This window comes from Psychrobacter sp. H27 (assembly GCF_059072655.1).
The window spans coordinates 1,462,437-1,481,866 of record NZ_JCACRX010000001.1 but is presented as its reverse complement, the minus strand read 5'-3'; the positions used below and the strand labels follow the sequence as shown (position 1 = coordinate 1,481,866).

General features: G+C 44.7%; 14 protein-coding genes. 5 read left to right on the top strand and 9 right to left on the bottom strand.

Annotated elements, in window-relative coordinates:
- The first annotated feature begins 75 nt into the window (after positions 1–75).
- Complete coding sequence (locus tag AC5JPY_RS05940) at positions 76–285, top strand: cold-shock protein (protein WP_045453470.1); 210 nt, start codon at positions 76–78, stop codon at positions 283–285.
- Positions 286–479: 194 nt separating this feature from the next.
- On the opposite strand, the gene AC5JPY_RS05935 is transcribed toward AC5JPY_RS05940, so the two are convergent.
- Positions 480–1,604, bottom strand: a complete 1,125-nt coding sequence (locus AC5JPY_RS05935; RefSeq protein WP_443525617.1) for a YeiH family protein — start codon at positions 1,602–1,604, stop codon at positions 480–482.
- A 246-nt stretch (positions 1,605–1,850) separates the two neighbouring features.
- Between AC5JPY_RS05935 and AC5JPY_RS05930 the strand changes: the two genes are divergently transcribed.
- A complete protein-coding gene (locus AC5JPY_RS05930) occupies positions 1,851–2,786 on the top strand; it encodes a LysR substrate-binding domain-containing protein (protein ID WP_443525618.1) in 936 nt (311 codons plus the stop codon).
- A gap of 102 nt (positions 2,787–2,888) precedes the next feature.
- Here AC5JPY_RS05930 and AC5JPY_RS05925 read toward each other — a convergent pair whose 3' ends face one another.
- Together AC5JPY_RS05925 and AC5JPY_RS05920 are read right to left on the bottom strand one after the other, a co-directional pair.
- A complete protein-coding gene (locus AC5JPY_RS05925; protein WP_057761630.1) occupies positions 2,889–3,350 on the bottom strand; it encodes a universal stress protein in 462 nt (153 codons plus the stop codon).
- 141 nt (positions 3,351–3,491) lie between these two features.
- Entirely contained in the window at positions 3,492–3,953 is a 462-nt protein-coding gene (locus AC5JPY_RS05920) for a universal stress protein (RefSeq protein ID WP_443525619.1), read from the bottom strand.
- 331 nt (positions 3,954–4,284) lie between these two features.
- Here AC5JPY_RS05920 and AC5JPY_RS05915 point away from each other — a divergent pair, with 331 nt between their 5' ends.
- A complete protein-coding gene (locus tag AC5JPY_RS05915) occupies positions 4,285–7,365 on the top strand; it encodes an insulinase family protein (RefSeq protein ID WP_443525620.1) in 3,081 nt (1,026 codons plus the stop codon).
- Positions 7,366–7,436: 71 nt separating this feature from the next.
- Here AC5JPY_RS05915 and AC5JPY_RS05910 read toward each other — a convergent pair whose 3' ends face one another.
- Positions 7,437–8,000 (bottom strand): NUDIX hydrolase, encoded by a 564-nt coding sequence (locus AC5JPY_RS05910; protein ID WP_443525621.1) that lies wholly within the window; start codon positions 7,998–8,000, stop codon positions 7,437–7,439.
- A gap of 345 nt (positions 8,001–8,345) precedes the next feature.
- Between AC5JPY_RS05910 and AC5JPY_RS05905 the strand changes: the two genes are divergently transcribed.
- Positions 8,346–9,080 (top strand): NUDIX hydrolase, encoded by a 735-nt coding sequence (locus AC5JPY_RS05905; RefSeq protein WP_443525622.1) that lies wholly within the window; start codon positions 8,346–8,348, stop codon positions 9,078–9,080.
- Positions 9,081–9,227: 147 nt separating this feature from the next.
- Here AC5JPY_RS05905 and AC5JPY_RS05900 read toward each other — a convergent pair whose 3' ends face one another.
- Complete coding sequence (locus AC5JPY_RS05900) at positions 9,228–10,568, bottom strand: oxygenase MpaB family protein (protein WP_443525623.1); 1,341 nt, start codon at positions 10,566–10,568, stop codon at positions 9,228–9,230.
- A gap of 442 nt (positions 10,569–11,010) precedes the next feature.
- Complete coding sequence (gene nhaA, locus AC5JPY_RS05895; protein WP_319050935.1) at positions 11,011–12,213, bottom strand: Na+/H+ antiporter NhaA; 1,203 nt, start codon at positions 12,211–12,213, stop codon at positions 11,011–11,013.
- 477 nt (positions 12,214–12,690) lie between these two features.
- Between nhaA and AC5JPY_RS05890 the strand changes: the two genes are divergently transcribed.
- Positions 12,691–13,446, top strand: a complete 756-nt coding sequence (locus tag AC5JPY_RS05890) for a TSUP family transporter (RefSeq protein WP_443525624.1) — start codon at positions 12,691–12,693, stop codon at positions 13,444–13,446.
- A 96-nt stretch (positions 13,447–13,542) separates the two neighbouring features.
- Here the strand turns inward: AC5JPY_RS05890 and AC5JPY_RS05885 are convergent, their stop codons facing one another.
- From AC5JPY_RS05885 to radC, 3 genes are all read right to left on the bottom strand, one after another.
- On the bottom strand, positions 13,543–14,919 hold the full coding sequence (locus AC5JPY_RS05885) for a dicarboxylate/amino acid:cation symporter (RefSeq protein ID WP_319050933.1): 1,377 nt from the start codon (positions 14,917–14,919) through the stop codon (positions 13,543–13,545).
- A 497-nt stretch (positions 14,920–15,416) separates the two neighbouring features.
- Complete coding sequence (locus AC5JPY_RS05880; RefSeq protein ID WP_443525625.1) at positions 15,417–18,347, bottom strand: acyl-CoA dehydrogenase; 2,931 nt, start codon at positions 18,345–18,347, stop codon at positions 15,417–15,419.
- Positions 18,348–18,707: 360 nt separating this feature from the next.
- Complete coding sequence (radC, locus tag AC5JPY_RS05875; RefSeq protein WP_443525626.1) at positions 18,708–19,391, bottom strand: RadC family protein; 684 nt, start codon at positions 19,389–19,391, stop codon at positions 18,708–18,710.
- Positions 19,392–19,430 lie beyond the last annotated feature (39 nt).

The following is a 19,430-nucleotide window of genomic DNA, read 5'->3' as shown; positions in this document are numbered from 1 at the left end:
ATTTATCGTTCAGTAGCTATTTGCAAGCGTTACCGGTCATTAGACCATTAATAAATTTAAAAGTAGGATTATACTATGTCAGACGTTCAAAAAGGTACAGTTAAGTGGTTCAACGAAGCTAAAGGTTTCGGTTTTATCGCTCCAGAAACTGGCGCAGACGTTTTTGCTCATTACAGCGAAATCACTGGTTCAGGTTTCAAAACTTTGGCTGAAGGCCAAGAAGTTGAGTTCACTGTAACTCAAGGCCAAAAAGGCCCACAAGCACATAACATCGTTGCTATCTAATTTGTCTTTATAGACAGATAGATGAATAGATGTAGAAAAGCGAACCTTCGGGTTCGTTTTTTTTCGTCTGCTGTTTGATATCAAACGACATGATAGATATAACAACACCGCCAACTGTGTGAATAGTTGGCGGTGTTGTTTTTGGGCTATGATATAGAAAGTGATATCAGTCGCTAAAATATAAAATCGACTTCTTATATTAAGCTGATACCAATATTAATCAGACCGCCGCCCAGCAACAACCAACCAAACATCACTGCGCCTAAGACTAGAGGTTTGACGCCAGCTTGCTTAATCGCGTTTAGATGTGTGGTCAGACCTAACGCAAACATTGCCATTGTCAGTAGTACATCATCTAACATCACCATACTGCGTACGATACTCTCAGGCATCGGTACCCACGTATGTGTCAACACAATACCAATGAATATAAACGCAAACCATGGCACCTTGACTTGTTTGACGCGGGTTATAAATGATGTTGTCTCGTTCTTATTGCTTTTATCTTCTATATTGGAATTATCTACGGTGCGATCTTTGGTTAGCGCAAAAGACAACACGAGTAAAAAAGGCGCGAGCATCATGACGCGTATCATCTTGGTCACAACAGCAGTGTCACCAATCTCAGTGTTAATGGCGTTGCCAGCGACCACGACCTGTGCCACTTCATGTACAGTAGAGCCTGTATACATGCCATACTGCTGGGCGCTCAGCCAAGGTTGTAGCCAGCCAAGATGATAGAGAAAAGGGTAGAGTAGCATTGCGATAGTACCAAAAACCACAACCGTTGCCACGGCGATAGTGACTTTGTGCGCTTGCGCGTTGACGACTGGCTCTGCTGCAATGACGGCAGCGGCGCCGCAAATACTTGCCCCTGAGCCAATCAGAATGACGGTTTCTTTATCGACTTTTAGCCATCTAGTACCCAGCCAGTAGGTTAATAAAAAAGTAGACGTCAGTACCAGAGTATCGGTCGCAATCGCTGGCATACCAACGCTTGCTACTTGTGTCATGGTCAGCTTAAACCCATAAAACATGATGGCAAGTCGTAGGATTTGACCTTTTGCAAAGCATACGCCGCCGTTTAAACGTTCAGTGAATTTGGGGTAGATAGTATTGCCCAATACCATACCAAGCAATATCGCAAGCGTTAAGGATGACAAGCCGATAATGCGCCCGTTCGACCACACATCTAAACTGCTATCCAACCATAAGCAGAACAAACTACCGATCAATACCACAGCCAAACCTGCCAAGTGACGTTGGCTCGGGACGTAGTTATGAGCTGAGCTGCTGATGAATTGGAGTAGTGTATGCATGACGCGGCACCCTATTACTGATAGTAAGATAAGCATGAGCTTATGAGTAGACAGTATATGCCTGCTACATTTATAATAAAAACAGATTAATAAGATACAAGCTATCGATTTTTTAGGTTACAGTGTTTTTAGTATTGAATGTTGAGAGTGTTGAATTTTAAAAGTATTGATAAAAGGCTGCTGCTACACACTAAATATACTTAGCCTATAAGAGCATTCAAAAACTGACGCAAGGCCATCGATGTCATGAAAAAATCTGTGCAAACATTACCAAAGATTACGCTCAAGCAGCTTGCGGTTTTTGTCAGTATTTATCAGACAGGCAGTACCAGCCGCGCCAGTGAAGCGCTGCATCTATCACAGTCAGCGGTCAGTAGCGCGCTGACAGAGCTTGAGTCTAGACTACAGATGCCATTGTTTGAGCGCGTTGGTCGCAGGCTCAATCAGCACCCCAATGCGCATCCTATTTATGTACAGGCGCAAGCCATCCTAGGGCAGTCACTCACGCTTGAGCATTATCATCAGTACCAAGCAGGACAGATTCATATTGGGGCGAGTACCACAATCGGTAACTATGTACTGCCGTCATTGCTTGGTAAGCTCTATGAGGCGCTGCCAGATGCCAATGTCGATATATATATTGCCAACACACAAGAGGTCGTGGGTGAGGTTGAGCAGTTAAATATTGACATTGCGCTAGTAGAAGGGATGCCGCGACCGATAGATATGAAAGCCATTGAGCTGCGCGAATGGCGAACAGATACGCTGATGATATTTGCTAAACGTGATAGCAAGTGGCTAAAGGATATCGCTATATATCACCAAGACGAGGATGGCTATCGTCTGACTATTGAGCAGCTCGAACAGTTACCATTATTGGTACGTGAAGCAGGGTCGGGCACACGGCAAATTATCGATGAGCAGTTGCTAAAATATCTGCCCAATGCCGAGGTGGTTAAGGCGATACATCAGTCAGAGGCTATCAAGCATATGGTGAGTGCAGATATTGGACTTGGCTGTCTATCACAGCATGTGATTGAGACAGAACTTGCGTCAGGTGAACTAGTACAAGTCGATGTTGCTGGGATTGATTTGTCACGGACGTGGTGGCTGGTCTGGCATAAGGCAAGGCATCAAAGTCCGATATGGCAAACCTTTATAGATATTATTCAGCAGAGATGAATAAGAGAAGGTAAATCATAAAAAAGCGCAGCGTCTATCTCGGCGCTGCGCTTTTAATTTTAATTGTATACGTTATTCATATCAGAGCATTGTGGCTCAACGCTATGCTGAAACGGGCTTGTCTAGTCTCACCACAAAACTATCACAAGGCACATTGGGTAAAATATTATCTGCTGTCGCGCCACTGATCCATGCCGCGATACCAGTACGCTTATGGCGACCGATGACCAATAGGTCTACATCGTGTTTGTGACAGTAACTGACGATACCTTCACTACTAGAGATGGCCGTAGTGACTTCTGATGTCGCTGCGTTCAGCTGATTGCGTTCTAAGAACTGGGCCAGTTTGGCGCGTGCTTCTTGGCAACGCTCATCATCAATCTCATCATATAGGCTGGAGGCGGGTACCAGCTCGTAACCGAAACCAACCATCGTATCTTTTACGATGTGTAGCACCGATAGCTTAGATCCTGGACGGTTTTCAACGATACGCTTGGCTTTTTGCGCGACGATATCCGCATCAGAGAGTAAGTCAGTGACCAGTAGTATATGTTCGTAACTCATAGCGTCTTCCTCATGTCAGATAGTATTTACTATAGCACTACTATAGAGCGCTGTTAAGTGGTGCTTGCCTATCTTTGAGGCTCTCCGTAATATGAGTTCAGGTGTATTAATATTTATCAAACCAAAGACTCAATACACTGCTTATTCCGATACGGGTTCGCTCAGTTTGACAACCAAACTGTCGCAAGAGATGTTTGGCAATATACTATCGGCGGTCGCGCGCACCAACCAAGCGGCGATACCTTGACGGTCATGCCGCCCGATAATGAGTAAGTCGACCTCTTTTTTATTGCAGTAGTTAACGATACCTTTACTGTTAGAGATAGCAGCGGTCACTTCAGAGTTGGCGGCTTCTAACTCATTATACTCAAGGAAGCGTGCCAGTTTAGCGCGTGCTTCTTGCCATTTTTCGCCATCGAAATCGCCCGAAAGACTAGATGAAGGTACCAGCTCGTAACCGAAGCGCACCATATCATCTTCAACAATATGCAGAACAGATAACCTAGCCTCAGGCGAGCCTGCAAGGATACGTTTGGTTTTTAGAGCGACCTTGTCGGCATCAGATAATAAGTCAGTCACCAGTAAAATGTGTTGATAGCTCATAAGTGGCTCCTTTTGGTGTTTACTTTTTAATAGCCATTTTTATAGTAGCAGTGCAGGCTATTTTTGTTAAGTGACTCAACCATTGTTTATCTATAGTTATTGTTGCCTTTGTGTTTTGCTAGGGCTGTTTTAGTATGTAGAGGGTTGCTGAGTTCGATGTCATCGATTATTGCGTGAGGGTTGACTTGACTTATCGATGCCGCAGCCCCACTAATAGCGCTAAGCCAAGACTTTTTAGCCACTTTTTATAACTGATAGATTAATAATTATTACCATTTTATTTACCCTGATAGTCAGGGCACTATACGCATTGTAAGCGATAAGGATAACTATGACTGACACCCCATTTACTGCGGATTTAACGCTGCATCCAGCATTTGAGCTGCTCGAGCATCGCCATATTGAGGCGCTATCGATGGATGTGCTGATCAGTCAGCATGTAAAGACAGGCGCGATGCATTATCATCTTGCGCATCCAAGTGACGAAAATGCGTTTTTGGTGGGCTTTCGTACTCAGCCAATGGATTCAAAAGGCGAGGCGCATATTTTAGAGCACGTCGCATTATGTGGTTCTAAGAAATTCCCAGTACGTGATCCGTTCTTTTCAATGATAAAACGTTCATTGAACACGTTTATGAATGCGATGACCGCGGCGGATTGGACAGCCTATCCCTATGCCACGCAAAATAAAAACGACTACTTTAATTTGCTGTCTGTATACCTTGATGCGTCGTTTTTCCCCAACATTCATCCGCTTGATTTTGCTCAAGAGGGCATCCGAGTAGAGCTGGACGAAGACGATAAACCGCAGTTTAAAGGCATTGTCTTTAACGAGATGAAAGGGGCTATGAGCGGCGAGATTGATCAGCTCTATCATACGGTGGCGCATCATGTATTTCCAACGACGACGTACCACTATAATTCAGGTGGTGATCCTGCCCAGATTCCTGACCTGACACATACTGAGCTGACCGAGTTCCATCAGAGCCATTATCATCCGTCAAATAGTGTCATCATGAGCTTTGGTAATATCCCTGTCGCCGAGACACAAGCAAAAATACATGACGACGCATTGACTCAGTTCGAAGCAGGCAAAAAGCACGTATCACGCCCAGAGCAGCGTTTGTCTGCGCCAATCAGTGCGGTCGATACTTATACTGCTGACGAAGCCGGTCCAGATCAGACCCATCACGTGGTCGCTTGGTTGCTACCATCGATTACCGATCCAAAGCAGCGCTTGGCATTACGTCTGCTGGAAGGCGTGTTGATTGAGCATTCAGGCTCACCACTACGTGCTTATCTTGACAGTCACCCACTGGGTAAAGCCCCAAGTCCGTTGTTGGGACTTGATGACAGCCATTACGAAATGGTCTTTTATACCGGTCTGCGTGGTTCTAACCCTGAGCATGCCGAAGCGGTAGAGCAAGGTATCATTGATCTACTGACTGAAGTGGCAAGCACGCCAGTCGATGATGAAACCATTGAAACCATCCTCCATCAGATTGAGATTGATCAGCGTCATATTGGTGGTGATAGCGTACCTTATGGTCTAAACCTTATGCTAGAAGGCTTTAGCACCGCTATCCATGATGGTAATCCTATCGATGTATGGGAAGTAGACGAGCATCTACAGTGGCTACGCGCGCAAGTCGTCGATCCGCAGTGGCTACCGAATTTGATCAAAACGCATCTACTAGACAATCAGCATCGAGTCCGTGTGACGATGACACCTGACAGCGAAAAAACCGCCCGTCTAGCAGCAGCTGAACAGACTCGCCTTGATACCATAGCGATGGATTTGACTGCTGATGACAAGGCTATCTTGAAGCAACAAGCACTAGATTTGGCTGCGCGTCAAGCCGCGCCCGATGATTTAAGCCTGTTACCAAAGGTAGGTCTAGAAGACGTACCAGCGGATATTAGCTTTAAAGCAGGCAAACAAAAACAAGTGCGCCTGAGTGGGCAGGACAGTACTTTATTTGAGTACGAAGCGGGCACCAATGGTCTGTATTATTACCAAGTGATCGTACCGTTGACTGAGGCGATTGGTAACGCGAGCGCCGATGAGCTACCAGTGAATGATGTCATCAATCATCCATTGCTGCCGATCTATCTAAGTTTGCTATCTGAGCTAGGGACTGACTCGCTCAGTGCCCATGAAATGCAAGCCAAGCAAGCCGCGCACTCATCAGGTGTGACAGCACGTATCAGTCAACGAACCCATGTTGATGACAGTCAGTCCATCGGTAGCTACTTTGTGGTCGCAACACGTGCGCTCAATCGCAAACCTGAAGCGATTGATTTGCTCAAAGAAGTCATGGAGCACAGTATCTTTACTGAGCATGATCGCATCAAAGAGATTCTACAGCAGCGTCAAGCCAGCTGGCAGTCAAACCTAGCAGGCTCTGGTCACTCGTATGCGATGCAAATTGCCAGTCGCGGTATGAGTCGTCAAGCGCAGCTAGAGTATGTACGTAGTGGTCTACCAGCACTAAATGCGCTCAAGGACTTCTTGACGCACGCGAGTACTGATGATGCACAGTGGGATCAGTTGGCAACCAGCTTGATGGACTTACATCAACGCTTAATCAGCTTACCTAAGCATGCCGTTATTATCTGTGAAGCCGAGCAAACAGAACGTTTGAGCAGCTTAATTGTCGATAGCTGGACAGATAGCCAAGCAGCAACGTCTACTGAAAAAGAAACTGATACTAAAGCAAATATTCCTAGTGAGTTTGCAAATCTGCAGTTAGATACCGCTTTAAATGGTGAGACTGATGCAGTCAAGGCATTAGAGAGTGGCGATGATGTTAAAAACGATGTGCTCGATGTTGCAGATCTAGCGTGGCTGGTGCCAACCAACGTCTATCATAATGCTAGCGCCTATACGGTACCAGCGGCTGATCATCCTGATACTGCGGCTCTGATGGTATTAGCGCCGTATTTGCGTAACGGCTACTTGCACAGTGCGATTCGTGAGCGCGGCGGTGCGTATGGCGGCGGTGCAGGCTATGACGCCAATGCATGTGCATTTAAGTTCTTTAGCTACCGTGATCCACAGTGTGCAGAGACTTTTGAGCACTTTGAGGCCAGTATCGAGTGGGTCTTGAATGAACCGCAAACCGATGAGCAGTTAGAAGAGGCAATCTTAGGGATTATCTCAGGTATGGATAAGCCAGGCTCTCCTGCAGGGGAAGCAATCAAAGCATGCTTTGCCAACTTACATCATCGCGGTGCTGACTGGCAGCGTAAAATGCGCGCTGCGATTTTGGCCGTGACCATTGATGACTTGCAGCGTGTTGCTAAGCAATATCTGCAGGGTCAAAAACACGTACGTGCAGTGCTAGCCCCTTATGACAAAGAAGAGACGGTAAAAGGTCTGGGCTTTGAGGTTTGCAAAATCAAGAGCTAAATCAGCAAGACTGCTATCAATAACAAAAAAGCCAAGCATCATGCTTGGCTTTTTGTGATTTAGTATATGAATTAATAGCGCTTGATGCTCAAATCCTTACCAATTTTTTCTTGGTGAACTGGGAAGTCGGACCATTCGTCAAACTGCTTGCGATCAGCAAAATAGCTCTTTAGGGTGCGGCGGATGGCTTCAAAAGCCAGCTCGTCCCATGGAATCTCTTCTTCACTAAATAGCGCACATTCAAGACTCTCTGAACCAGTACCATAAGCACCGTCTTTTAGATTTCCCAAATAAATCGAGTAAATCTGTCCAATATCTGGCAGGTCGTAAACACAGTATAGATGCGGATGTATCACGGTGGCATCAGCTTCTTCGTAGCTCTCGCGTGCTGCACCTTCAGCCATGGTTTCGCCATTTTCCATAAAGCCTGCAGGTATGGTCCACAAGCCATATTGAGGTTCGATCGCTCGCCTACATAGCAGTACTTTATCTTCGTGTACCACTAGTGAGCCGCAGATAACTTTTGGGTTTTCGTAGTGGATATAATGGCAATTAGGGCACACCAAGCGCGGCATATTGTCTGTAGGTGGGATTTTTCGTTCTGCTTTATGACCGCATTGGAGACAATAGCTCATATCGACTACCTTATTAGAAAAGTTATGATGCATAGTGATTTTGTAGGTTGTAAGGCCCATATTTTGAGATGCTGTAAGATATTATTTTAAGAAACAGCTGTGATCTTAAGATAGCACATATTATTGGCATACAGAATCAAGATAACAGTAACGCATCATTTCACTGATAAGTATGCTGTAGTCTGGTATAAATGTGCTTAGCTGCTATTTTTTAGACTGCAAATCAGTCGTATCGATAGTCACTACTTATGTTTTTGGTTAATGATGGTCAGCAATAAGCTAGAATTAAACAAGCGAAAACGCTTTTGATAAAGCGAAATTACGATAAAAAACAAGGCAATTATAATGTTACTTTCTCCAGAGACTGTAAACTTCAATAACCTGTCAGTCGCTGTACCGAGCTTTATACGACATCCCACACTCAGAAAATTAGCTGAGCGTGTGCAACATGAAACCCTAAATACGCTAACCAGCCCAGCGATGTATGAAGCGCACAACACCTCGCACAGCACGCGCATTTTAGATAGCTTGTACCAGACACCGATTGCTGACGCCTCAATACTGGTCGCGATCACTCATGAGCGTAGACCAAAACTGCTATTAACACGCCGCGCCGCCCATATGAACAGTCATGCGGGTGAGGTGTCTTGCGTGGGTGGTAAACATGATCGAGGCGATGGTAACAATGTCGTCACAGCACTGCGTGAAGCCTGTGAAGAAACAGCACTACCACCCAACAAAGTCCAACTGCTTGGACAGTTGCCTATCCAAACGTCCAAAAGCGGTATGAGTGTACGCCCTATCGTTGCACTTATTGCGCCAGGCTTGGTACTGGTACCTGAGGTAGGAGAGATATCACGTATTTTCTGGGCGGACTTTGAGTCGTTAGTCACTCAGCCCACAGTAGAGTATGCGGTAGAGTATAAAATGCAAGATCAAGTAGCGACTTTACTGACACCAAGCTGGCAAGTCGATGGTGAGACGGTGTGGGGGCTGACAGGACGTGTCATAGCTAACCTGCTAGAGACAGGGTTCGATCGACAGTTAGAGTGGTATTACCGCGTGGACAACAACCGATAATATAACATTTAGATTTATAGCATCAAAAGCATTCCTTCACGAGTTTGTACTTAAATAGGGCTGCTTATCTAAGTACTACTATCCAAATGATACTATATAAGTACGGCTGCTATATTTGATAAATCATTTAGAGTCTTATAGACCGCTTTATTTATAGTAATCGTCGTTTTTCTTGAGCCACCAGTTCATATTATCTTGACGTTTGGCACGGAACGCCTCTAACTTATCGGCAATGTTTTTGTTATGTCCTCGCGCGGTATCTAGAGCAAACAAAATAGGCACTGAAGATAATACGCCAAAACGTATTTTTGATTTTGGTAAATCTAAGCCATCACCAATATCATCACCGACTAAGGTACGAGTCACACTGGCGTTGACCATTTCCACAAACCGCCCACGGCGATTGTCTTCGCCCATGAGCTGACGTGGTAAATCATGCAAGGCTTTTGCAAGTGGCTGCCCCATCTTAAAATCAAGCTGCTGAATGGATAGGTAGGTATACAGCCATTCCCAGCAGGCTGATTCATCTTTTGGCAGACGATCTAAATCAACGCCCATCCAATAGCTGGCAAGATTCCATAAATGCAAGATACCTTCTGCTTCCTCGGTGCTAATACGGGCACCCAGCAGACGTAGACCGCGCATAATCAATAAAGAGAACTGCAAGTGCGTGGCAATCATATCGGTTTGATTGATGGGCACACCCCAATAATCGGTGTTCCAGCTGCCATCAGGATTATGATGCTGGTCAGCATTTAGTATCACACCTGTCGCGGCATTGCCCTTACCTTTGAGTAAGTTCTGACGTACCAAAGTATGAATTTGACGTACTTTGATGGACTGTCGCCAGCCTTCAGAGCCGATGGCCAATACTTGATCAATAGCGTTATGATGATTACGCGTACTCATATCTAACTGCGGATGCTCAGACACGGCCAAGATATAGGCATAGGTGCGCATGAGTCGCGGCAGTGCGTCATGCATCAGTGCGCCAGTCTGAATCAGTGGCAATGATAGGGCGGGGATGCTATAGCCTGCCATGAGTGCTACATTACGCAGTAGCCAAATGAGCATCAATGGATAGCGTCTGTAAGCAACGGCACCAATCTGAGCCAGTTTGGGGTCGAACCAGTCAGGATGCGTACTGAACTGCTCGGCTAATGTACTAAATGAGGGGTGAGCTAAGTGATCGCCAGATATATCGTCACCAAGAATAACTTGCTGCAAAGGCTTCGCAAAACGAATGTTCTCAGCGGCAAATGCATCTGCAAGTGGATCACCAATATCGTAGCCGGCAACTATTTCATCAAGTAGGGTAGGCGAGATTTTAAAATCTTTCGGTAATAGATACCGTTTGATCCGCTTTAAAACCTGTAAATCACTATGATCACTGATGGCGGTGGTGCGCCCGTGACGCTGATAGGATTTTTTTGATTGATGATGAGGTTGTGTAGAGATACTTGCAGTATTGGTGGTTTTCTTACTCATATGATCAAGTGCCTTTATGATTAAGTTATAGCTTGATTTAGCTATAGATCTAATATCTGCAACATCGAATCCGTCTATAGCGATCCCTCATAAAACCGAATTGATGCATCCAGCTGTCTTTGCGTCTGCTTAATATGGTGTTTGATACGATATTTGATATAGTGCCTTTCAGCCAATAGTGATAACAGTGTTGCACAAGCGTTTTTTCGCTAGCAAGACCGAAATTCGAGCCATTTTTTAGCTTATCGATTTCTGTATGATAATCCTTAACAAGCCTTTGACCGCTGTTAAATTTATCGTTTAATAGATAGCCATTTAATAGATAGTTACTGAGGTTTTATGAGTCAGCTGGTTGCAGTATATCTATCCACGATAACAAGCGACCTGTACATAATAAAAAACGACTTATAAGCTAAAGGCTCATAAGTCGCTCGTTTTGATATTAATGAGAGCGGGTCAAGTCGACCGACGTGCCGCTGACATTGTCTTTTAAGCTCACTTTGAGCATGATATAACCTGCGATACCAGAGACGATAGAACCCATGATGATACCCAAGCGCTCATCAAACATCGTTGTATCACCAGCAAACGCCAAGCCGCCAATAAATAAGCTCATGGTAAAGCCAACGCCACATAATAATGCTGCGCCATATATTTGCTTATAGTCCATCCCTTTTGGCATGGTTGATAGACCAAGCTTGAAGATTAACCAGCACATGACCATAACACCCACTTGTTTACCGATGAACAGGCCTGCAGCGATACCTAGCGGCACTGAGTGGAATAGCTCAGCAAGACCTGCGCCCTCGAGTGATATCCCCGAGTTGGCAAAAGCAAATATTGGCAAAATACCAAAGGCAACAGAGTTATGGAGATCGTGCTCTAGCTCCTCTAATGGAGAGTGCTCAGGATCAGTACGGTCAAACATAGGGATAAATAAGGCCAAAACCACGCCTGCCAATGTGGCATGGATACCTGATTTGAGTACCGCAATCCACATAACGATACCGATAAGCAGATAAGGCGTAATACTGGTTACGTTGCGACGATTGAGCAGATACAAGAATGGCAGACATAGACCGGCTACTGCCAATGACTCCAATGACAGCTCACTAGTATAAAATAGAGCAATGATTAAGATCGCACCAATATCATCAAAAATAGCGATAGAGACCAAGAATACTTTTAGGGAGTTGGGTACGCGGCTACCTAATAGACTCAGAATACCCAGTGCAAACGCAATATCAGTTGCTGCAGGAATTGCCCAGCCTTTCCAGTACTCAGGCTCATTGAGATTAAAAAGTATGTACACCGCTGCTGGCATAATCATACCACCTAATGCTGCACCAGCTGGCAAGATGATTTGCTTGACGTTAGACAGCTCACCAATGAGTACTTCACGCTTGAGCTCAAGTCCAACTAAGAAAAAGAAAACCGCCATAAGGCCGTCATTGATCCAGTGGTGCGCATCTTTGGCAATAGCAAAATCGCCAATCTGAATCGCAACTGGCGCGTGAATGAAACTTTCGTACCACACATGAAGAGGGGAGTTGGCAATGATCATTGCAGCAACGGCAGCCAATGCTAAGACGATACCGCCTGCTGCCTCAAATTCAAAAAATGCCTTAATCCTTCGTATTGCCATATCATCCTCATTCGCTAAATACAATTTACTAAATAACCTCAAATATCCATCAATGTCTGCGCTACCAACAATGCGAGGGTAGCAAATAGACAGCAACAGTTTCTCATACTCTTATCGATATAGACAACAAAATACGCCCAAACAAACCTGCTAGCCCACTTTGTTGTACTCATTATAGTGACATTATAAAGGTGATACGCTGAGCAACATAGTTGTAAGTCGTTAAATCTTTTTAACAAAAGGTCTTTTATAAATGATACCCCAGTCGTTATTAAACAAATTTAGCAGACTTTGGTAGGTTTTTGGCTTTTTTTGCAGTTTTATCTCTATAATGATCGACGCTTTACGAGGTTGTCCCGGCTCCCTTGTCGATTTCAATGACTCAATTGTCTGACTGCTAGTAGCCTCACATCAGTGACATGCTAGTCTCATCTTTCAAGCTCACTTTTTTCTTACGATATTTTGCAGGTCAGCGTTATGGATTTAACATTCTCATTAGAGATCATTTTGATGCTCACTGCGGTGGCAGCATTAGCAGGATTTATTGATGCTATTGCTGGGGGCGGTGGACTACTGACCATACCTGCCATGCTACTGGCTAACATCCCACCGGTACTCACGCTAGGCACCAACAAGCTCCAAGCGGCCTCAGGTGCGCTTGCAGCTTCTATTACCATGATCAAAAAAGGAGTCGTTAAACCACAGCGTATAAAATTGGCGATTATTGCCGCTTTTATCGGGTCAGTCATAGGTACCATCGCGGTGCAGATGTCGCCACCAGATTTACTCGAAAAACTGATTCCTTTTTTGATTGCGGCTATCGGTATTTATACGTTGTTTGCGCCTAGGCTTGGGGAAGTGGAAGCTGCACCGCGCATCTCAGAGGGTAAATGGCAAAAGATTGTGGCGCCACTCATTGGTTTTTATGATGGCTATATTGGTCCAGGTACAGGGATGTTTTTTGCGCTTGGCAATGTAGCACTGCGTGGGCGACAGATTATCGAGGCGACAGGTACCGCAAAAGTATTGAATTTATCTACCAATATCGGCTCACTCATATTCTTTATTTTGGGCGGTAATGTACTGTGGAAAGTAGGACTGGCGATGATGGTAGGTCAAACTATTGGTGCGTATTTTGGCTCACATATGGTGGTAAAGGGCGGCAGCAAGCTCATTCGTCCGATGATTGTCGTGGTATGTTTGGCCATGCTGACCAAGTACGTTTTTGGCTAAATAAAAATAATAAATATACTCATCACAAAAAAACCTCAGTCCATGTGCATAGGTGACTGAGGTTTTTTTATGACATTATTTATCCAATAGATGTGATTAGCGGCGACGATCTACGTCATCGTACTCACTACCCATGATGCCATCGCTGAATACTTCAGAGAATTCACGCTCGTTGTTTTCGTCGATATGACCATCGAATACGTCTTTTGCACCAGCGTTAGGATCATTATAAATAGCCAAATCCATTTTGCCTTCTGATTTTGCTACGATAGTCGTAACAGCAGCATCGCCGCCGACATTTACAGCGGTACGTAACATATCAAGGATACGATCCACACCCAAGATTAGACCAATACCTTCGATTGGTAGACCAACCTGAGCAAATACCATAGACAGCATTATGAGACCAACACCAGGCACACCAGCTGTACCAACAGAAGCAAGAACCGACATTAAAATAACGGTCAAGTATTCGGTAACTCCCAGATCAATACCATAAATATTGGCAATGAAAATGGTCGCAGTACCTTGCATAATGGCAGTACCATCCATGTTGATGGTGGCACCAAAAGGAACGGTAAACGACGCAACTGAGTTATTAACACCCATACGCTTGGTAACGGTACGCAGCGTAATAGGAATCGTCGCGTTCGAGCTTGACGTACTAAAAGCAAAGATCTGTACTTCACGCATTTTTGCCAAAAAGGTCTTGATAGATAGACCTGATGCGACTTTGAGTACAATCATCATCGTGATAAAGAAGTGGAATGCTAATGAGCCAACTAATACCGCAACATAACCAAGTAGTGACCAGATCAAGTCTAGTCCCAGCTCTGCCATTGCTTTGGTCAATAGTGCAAACACACCATAAGGTGCTAGGTTCATAATGATCGTCACCATCTTCAAGATGACTTCATTAATAAGCTCTAGGCTCTGAACCAAACCTTTGGCAGGCTTGCCAACCATCAAGATACTCACACCGATCAAAATCGCAAAGAAGATAATCGATAACATGTCACCATTGGCCATCGCACTGATAGGGTTCGATGGGACAATGTTTGAGAATACATCAAGTAAAGGCGGTGCTGACGCGGCTTCAAAAGTCGCATCAGTACCAATGTTCATGCCTTTACCAATACCAAATAGTGAACCCAGTCCAATCGCTGTTGCAATCGCAAGCGCGGTGGTGAACATATAGATCATAAATGTTTTGGTACCGATACGTCCTAATAGACGAATATCACCAATACCGCACACACCGCAGATCAGTGAGATAAGTACCAATGGTACGACCAACATTTTTAGTGAGTTAACAAATAGCTTACCGATAATGGCAAGAAAGCCATTAGTGATATAGGTATTAACAAACCCACCTTCGCCATTCAATCCCGAATAGTTTAAAAATAAACCCAGTGCAATACCGAGCACCATGGCAACAATAATCTTGCCCGTCAGTCCCAAATTCTTCCACATAATTCATATCCTTTGTGTGCACAACAGCGCTATAGTCAGCAATCACTCAGAGATCATGATCGTGTTTATTTATCTAACTATAATGCGTGTTATGACTATTAAGTTATTATGATTGTCGTTTGATGTCACGTTTTCGGGGACAATATAAAAGAATAGTTAAGGGCACTGCAAGATTTTTTTACCATTTTATTCTGAGACGATGATAATTTTCACAACGATGTGCCCATAAAATAATCATTATTTATTCTAAACCGTTTGTTTCTTATATGAAACAAAATATTTATGAAAGAGTTTTGAGGCTGGCTAAACATCGAGATTTTATATCGGATATCGGACCAACCTAATGCAACGGACTCAGTATCGACTTTAAATGCCCCTAAATTTTAGTAATAAAAAAAGCCAAACGGTCGCATAGGGACAGTCTGGCTCTTTGAGGGTAGATAGCGCCACTATAAGTACTAAGCGTAATAGTGGCGCTATCTACAATAAATGCTTATTTATACTTTATCATCCTCGTGTGGTACATGCACTGGCTGCTCCGAATGCTTGAGGGTATTCGCTTCAGCACTATTATGAGCCTCATCGGGTGGATCAATGTGGCGACTGTGATTGTTACTCATACGCTCACTGAGATGTGACTCAGCATCACGGTAACGATGATCTAATGCGTCTGCTTGCGGTTTTGATTTCTTAAAATCTGTCTGTGAGGTTACTTCTTCGGCAGTATCCTGTTCGCTTACCATCTCTACGTCACCATCACTCTCGTAACCGTGATTGGGGTTTTCGTCACCCGTTTTTGTGTCTGTATTTGAAGTATCATTCAGCTTACCAGTAGCTAGAGCATCGATAGCTGGAGCGTCAGTATCCGCTGCCGTATCAATATCGTCAGACATACCGCGTTTGCTTTGAGCCTGTTGTTTTAGCTGAGCGTAGTCCGTCAGTTGATGAACCGCGTTTTCAAGAGCGTGTGGATTGTCACGCTCTAGCGCTTCTGATAGATGCTCGTCAAATGTATCGGTCAATAACGAGTCAAAGCGCATGGCATTATATTGAATCAGTACTTCCGCTTCTTCTTCGGTAATACCGCCGTTTTGGCTGGCATGTACCACATGATCCTCAAACGTCAGTCCTTCAAAGCTGTCTTGATGTTCTGCTTTTTTGAACTTCTGCCACAACGGTTCAATTTCAACTAACGTCTGATAAGCATGTTCCATACGACCAGTCACATCGTCTGCATCGGTATTGTAATAGACCATGGTTTTCAGATAATCACGAAATGGGTTTGCCGCAAAATCATCCATGAACGTATCGCCCAATTGACGCTTGAGCTCATCACTCGCTGGCGTAAAAATACGCCCGCTAGGGAAGGTCACAAAGCTAACCACATTGGCTGCCATACGATTCGGGAAGTTGGCAAAGAAAGAGACAAAGGCTTCTTGAGCCGTATATAAGCTATTTTGTAGCGCAACTTCGGCATGTAAGCGTTCAGACTCTGATTTACTACCATACTCATAAAACTGCAAGATGGCAGTCGCAATGAATAAGTGGCTATGAATATCTGCTAAGCGACCAGACAGCATCTCTTTGCGTTTTAGATCACCTGCTAGCAAACCTAACGCCATATCCGCAGTTAGTGCAAAGCTCGCGCTTAAACGGTTAATGTGCTTGTAGTAAGGACGAGTGAAAGCATCAGCAAAACTTGGTGCATCATTACTACCACCAACGTACCCTGCTACAAACGCTTTTGCACCACGGTTGAAGGTATAGCCTAAATGCTTGAAGAAAAGAGTATCGAACTCTTGGGTTGCCGCAGCTTTATCTTCGCTTTGTAGCAGTTGCAGCTCGTCAAATAGATAAGGATGACAGCGCATTGCACCTTGACCAAAAATCATTAATGAACGCGTCAGAATATTAGCACCCTCAACGGTGATAGATACAGGGATCGCTTGATAAGGTGTCGCTAAGAAGTTACGTGGACCCATCTGTACGGCGCGGCCACCGACCACATCCATACCGTCGTTGACCACACTGCGCATGGTTTCAGTCGCGTAGTATTTTGCCATAGCAGTCATGACTGACGGCGTACCACCTTGGTTCAACCCGCAAGTCACCAAATGACGGAACGCTTCTAACATATAAGTGTTACTTGCCATACGGCTAGTAGCATCCTGCACACCCTCAAACTTACCGACTGAGATCTTGAACTGTTCGCGTACTTTTGCGAAGGCACCGACAGACAAATACGTCATTTCACTGGCTGATGTAGACAGAGCTGGTAAAGAAATACCACGACCGACGCCGAGACATTCCATCAGCATACGCCAGCCGCGACCAGCGTTTTCGACACCGCCGATGATGTAATCTAACGGGATGAAGACATCTTTGCCATCGACTGTACCATTCATAAATGGCGAGCCGATCGGATTATGACGTGGGCCTGTTACGACGCCTTCGTGGCTAGCAGGAACAAGCGCACAGGTAATACCATAATCAGTTTTTTCAGGATTACCAAGCAGTCCTTCTGGGTCGTGCATTTTGAATGCCAGACCGACTACAGTAGCGATAGGCGCCAAGGTAATCCAGCGCTTAGAGAAGTTCATACGCAGGCCAAGTACTTGCTCGCCCTCATACATGCCGTAACACACCACACCAGTATCAGGAATCGCACCTGCATCAGATCCTGCCTCAGGACCAGTCAGACCAAAGCAAGGCACTTCATCGCCTTTGGCAAGACCTGGTAGCCAGCGCTGTTTTTGCTCATCTGTACCATAGTGCATTAGTAGCTCACCAGGGCCGAGCGAGTTGGGAACCATACAGGTCACAGCAGCAGTCGGTGAGCGCGACGCAATCTTACTCATCACGCGGCTTTGCGCATAAGAGCTAAATTCTAGACCACCGAACTCTTTTGGAATAATCAAACCTAAAAAGCCGTTGTCTTTGATAAATTGCCATGCTTCAGGTGACAGCTCCTTATCCTTGTGCTGAATTTGCCATTCATCGAGCATGGTACACAAGGCCTCTACTTCATTATCAATGAAGCTTTGCTCTTCTTCTGATAATTTCGGATAAGGGTAGCTGGCAAAAGTATCCCAGTTTGGCGCACCCATGAACAGCTCTTTTTCCCACCAGCTAGTACCCGCATCAAGCGCTTCACGTTCGGTATCACTCATACTTGGCATCGCACCGCCGAGTGCCTTATAGACAGGCTTTGTAATCAAGGATTGGCGCAGTGGTGCAACGAGTAAGACCAAGCATAGCAACGCCATTGGTACACCCAAGATGAGCGACCAGGGACTAATAACTGCCGTAACGATGACCGTTATTAGAGCGACGATACTGCCAGTAACCCTTGATAAGGACAACAAAAAGATGGCCAAGACCACGGCTAATTGAATGATGACTGCCAAAATAAACAAGCCAATTGCCATGACTATCTCCTTTGAAATGCTGGATAAAAAGCGTGAAAAGTATTTGAGTGAAACAGGTAACTGTAATTATCGTTATGTTTTGCAACTCACTATCTTATAAATAAATCGAATGACTTTCTAATTACTAAATGTCCGGTTCTACATTTTTTAAATGCCAGTATTAACGGTCTAGTAAGTGATCGATAAATAAATGAAAAGAATGGTCACTAATATGAGACAGTTGTCGATGACTATCAAGACCCAAAATGCTACGCTGTGTCGACAATATGTATCAAGCAGTGTATAGCTATTAGACTCTGATGGATTAAGCCTTAAGAGTGACTAAAATATGGCGACTTGCTAAGCAACTAGCGTTATAGACTAGCCAAAAGGCACAAGACAGCTTTCGGCATAGGATAAGGTTTCATTACGACCAACAATAATATGATCGACAAGTGATATGTCTAATAATTCACATGCTTTTTTTAGCTCATAAGTCAGTAGGTTATCCGCATTCGATGGCTTTGCGTCAGTATGAGGGTGGTTATGAGCAATAATCAACTGACTGGCAGCGTGGCTCAGGGCATGTCGCAATACATGCTTGATACAGACAGAACAAGATGAGATACCGCCAGTAAACAGTATCTCAAAGTTCAAAAGGTTCAATGCATTATCGAGACATAGTACGGCAAACACTTCACGATGCTCGCCGCGCAACTGGGTACTGATATAATCTTTGACCACCTGCGAGCGTCCAAGCGCCTGACCTGTCTTGAGCTTGCTATCTAGATAGCGTGTGCCCATCTCAAGCGATGCCAGTATCTGAGCGTATTTCGCAGGCCCAATCCCGTGACAGGCGAGAACGGTCTGTTGCGGCGCAGACAATAGCTCAGCTAAGCTGCCAAATTGATCGATTAATTGACGCGCCAGCTCAATCGCTGATAGAGACTGAGTCCCTGTCCGCAAAAATATAGCCAATATCTCAGCATCGGATAAATGAGCTGCGCCAAATTTCAGTAGTTTTTCGCGTGGTCTGTCGTCTTCATGCCAGTCTTTGATTGCCATTGTCACTCCTTGAAAATGGATTGATACTGCTTGTAGCCT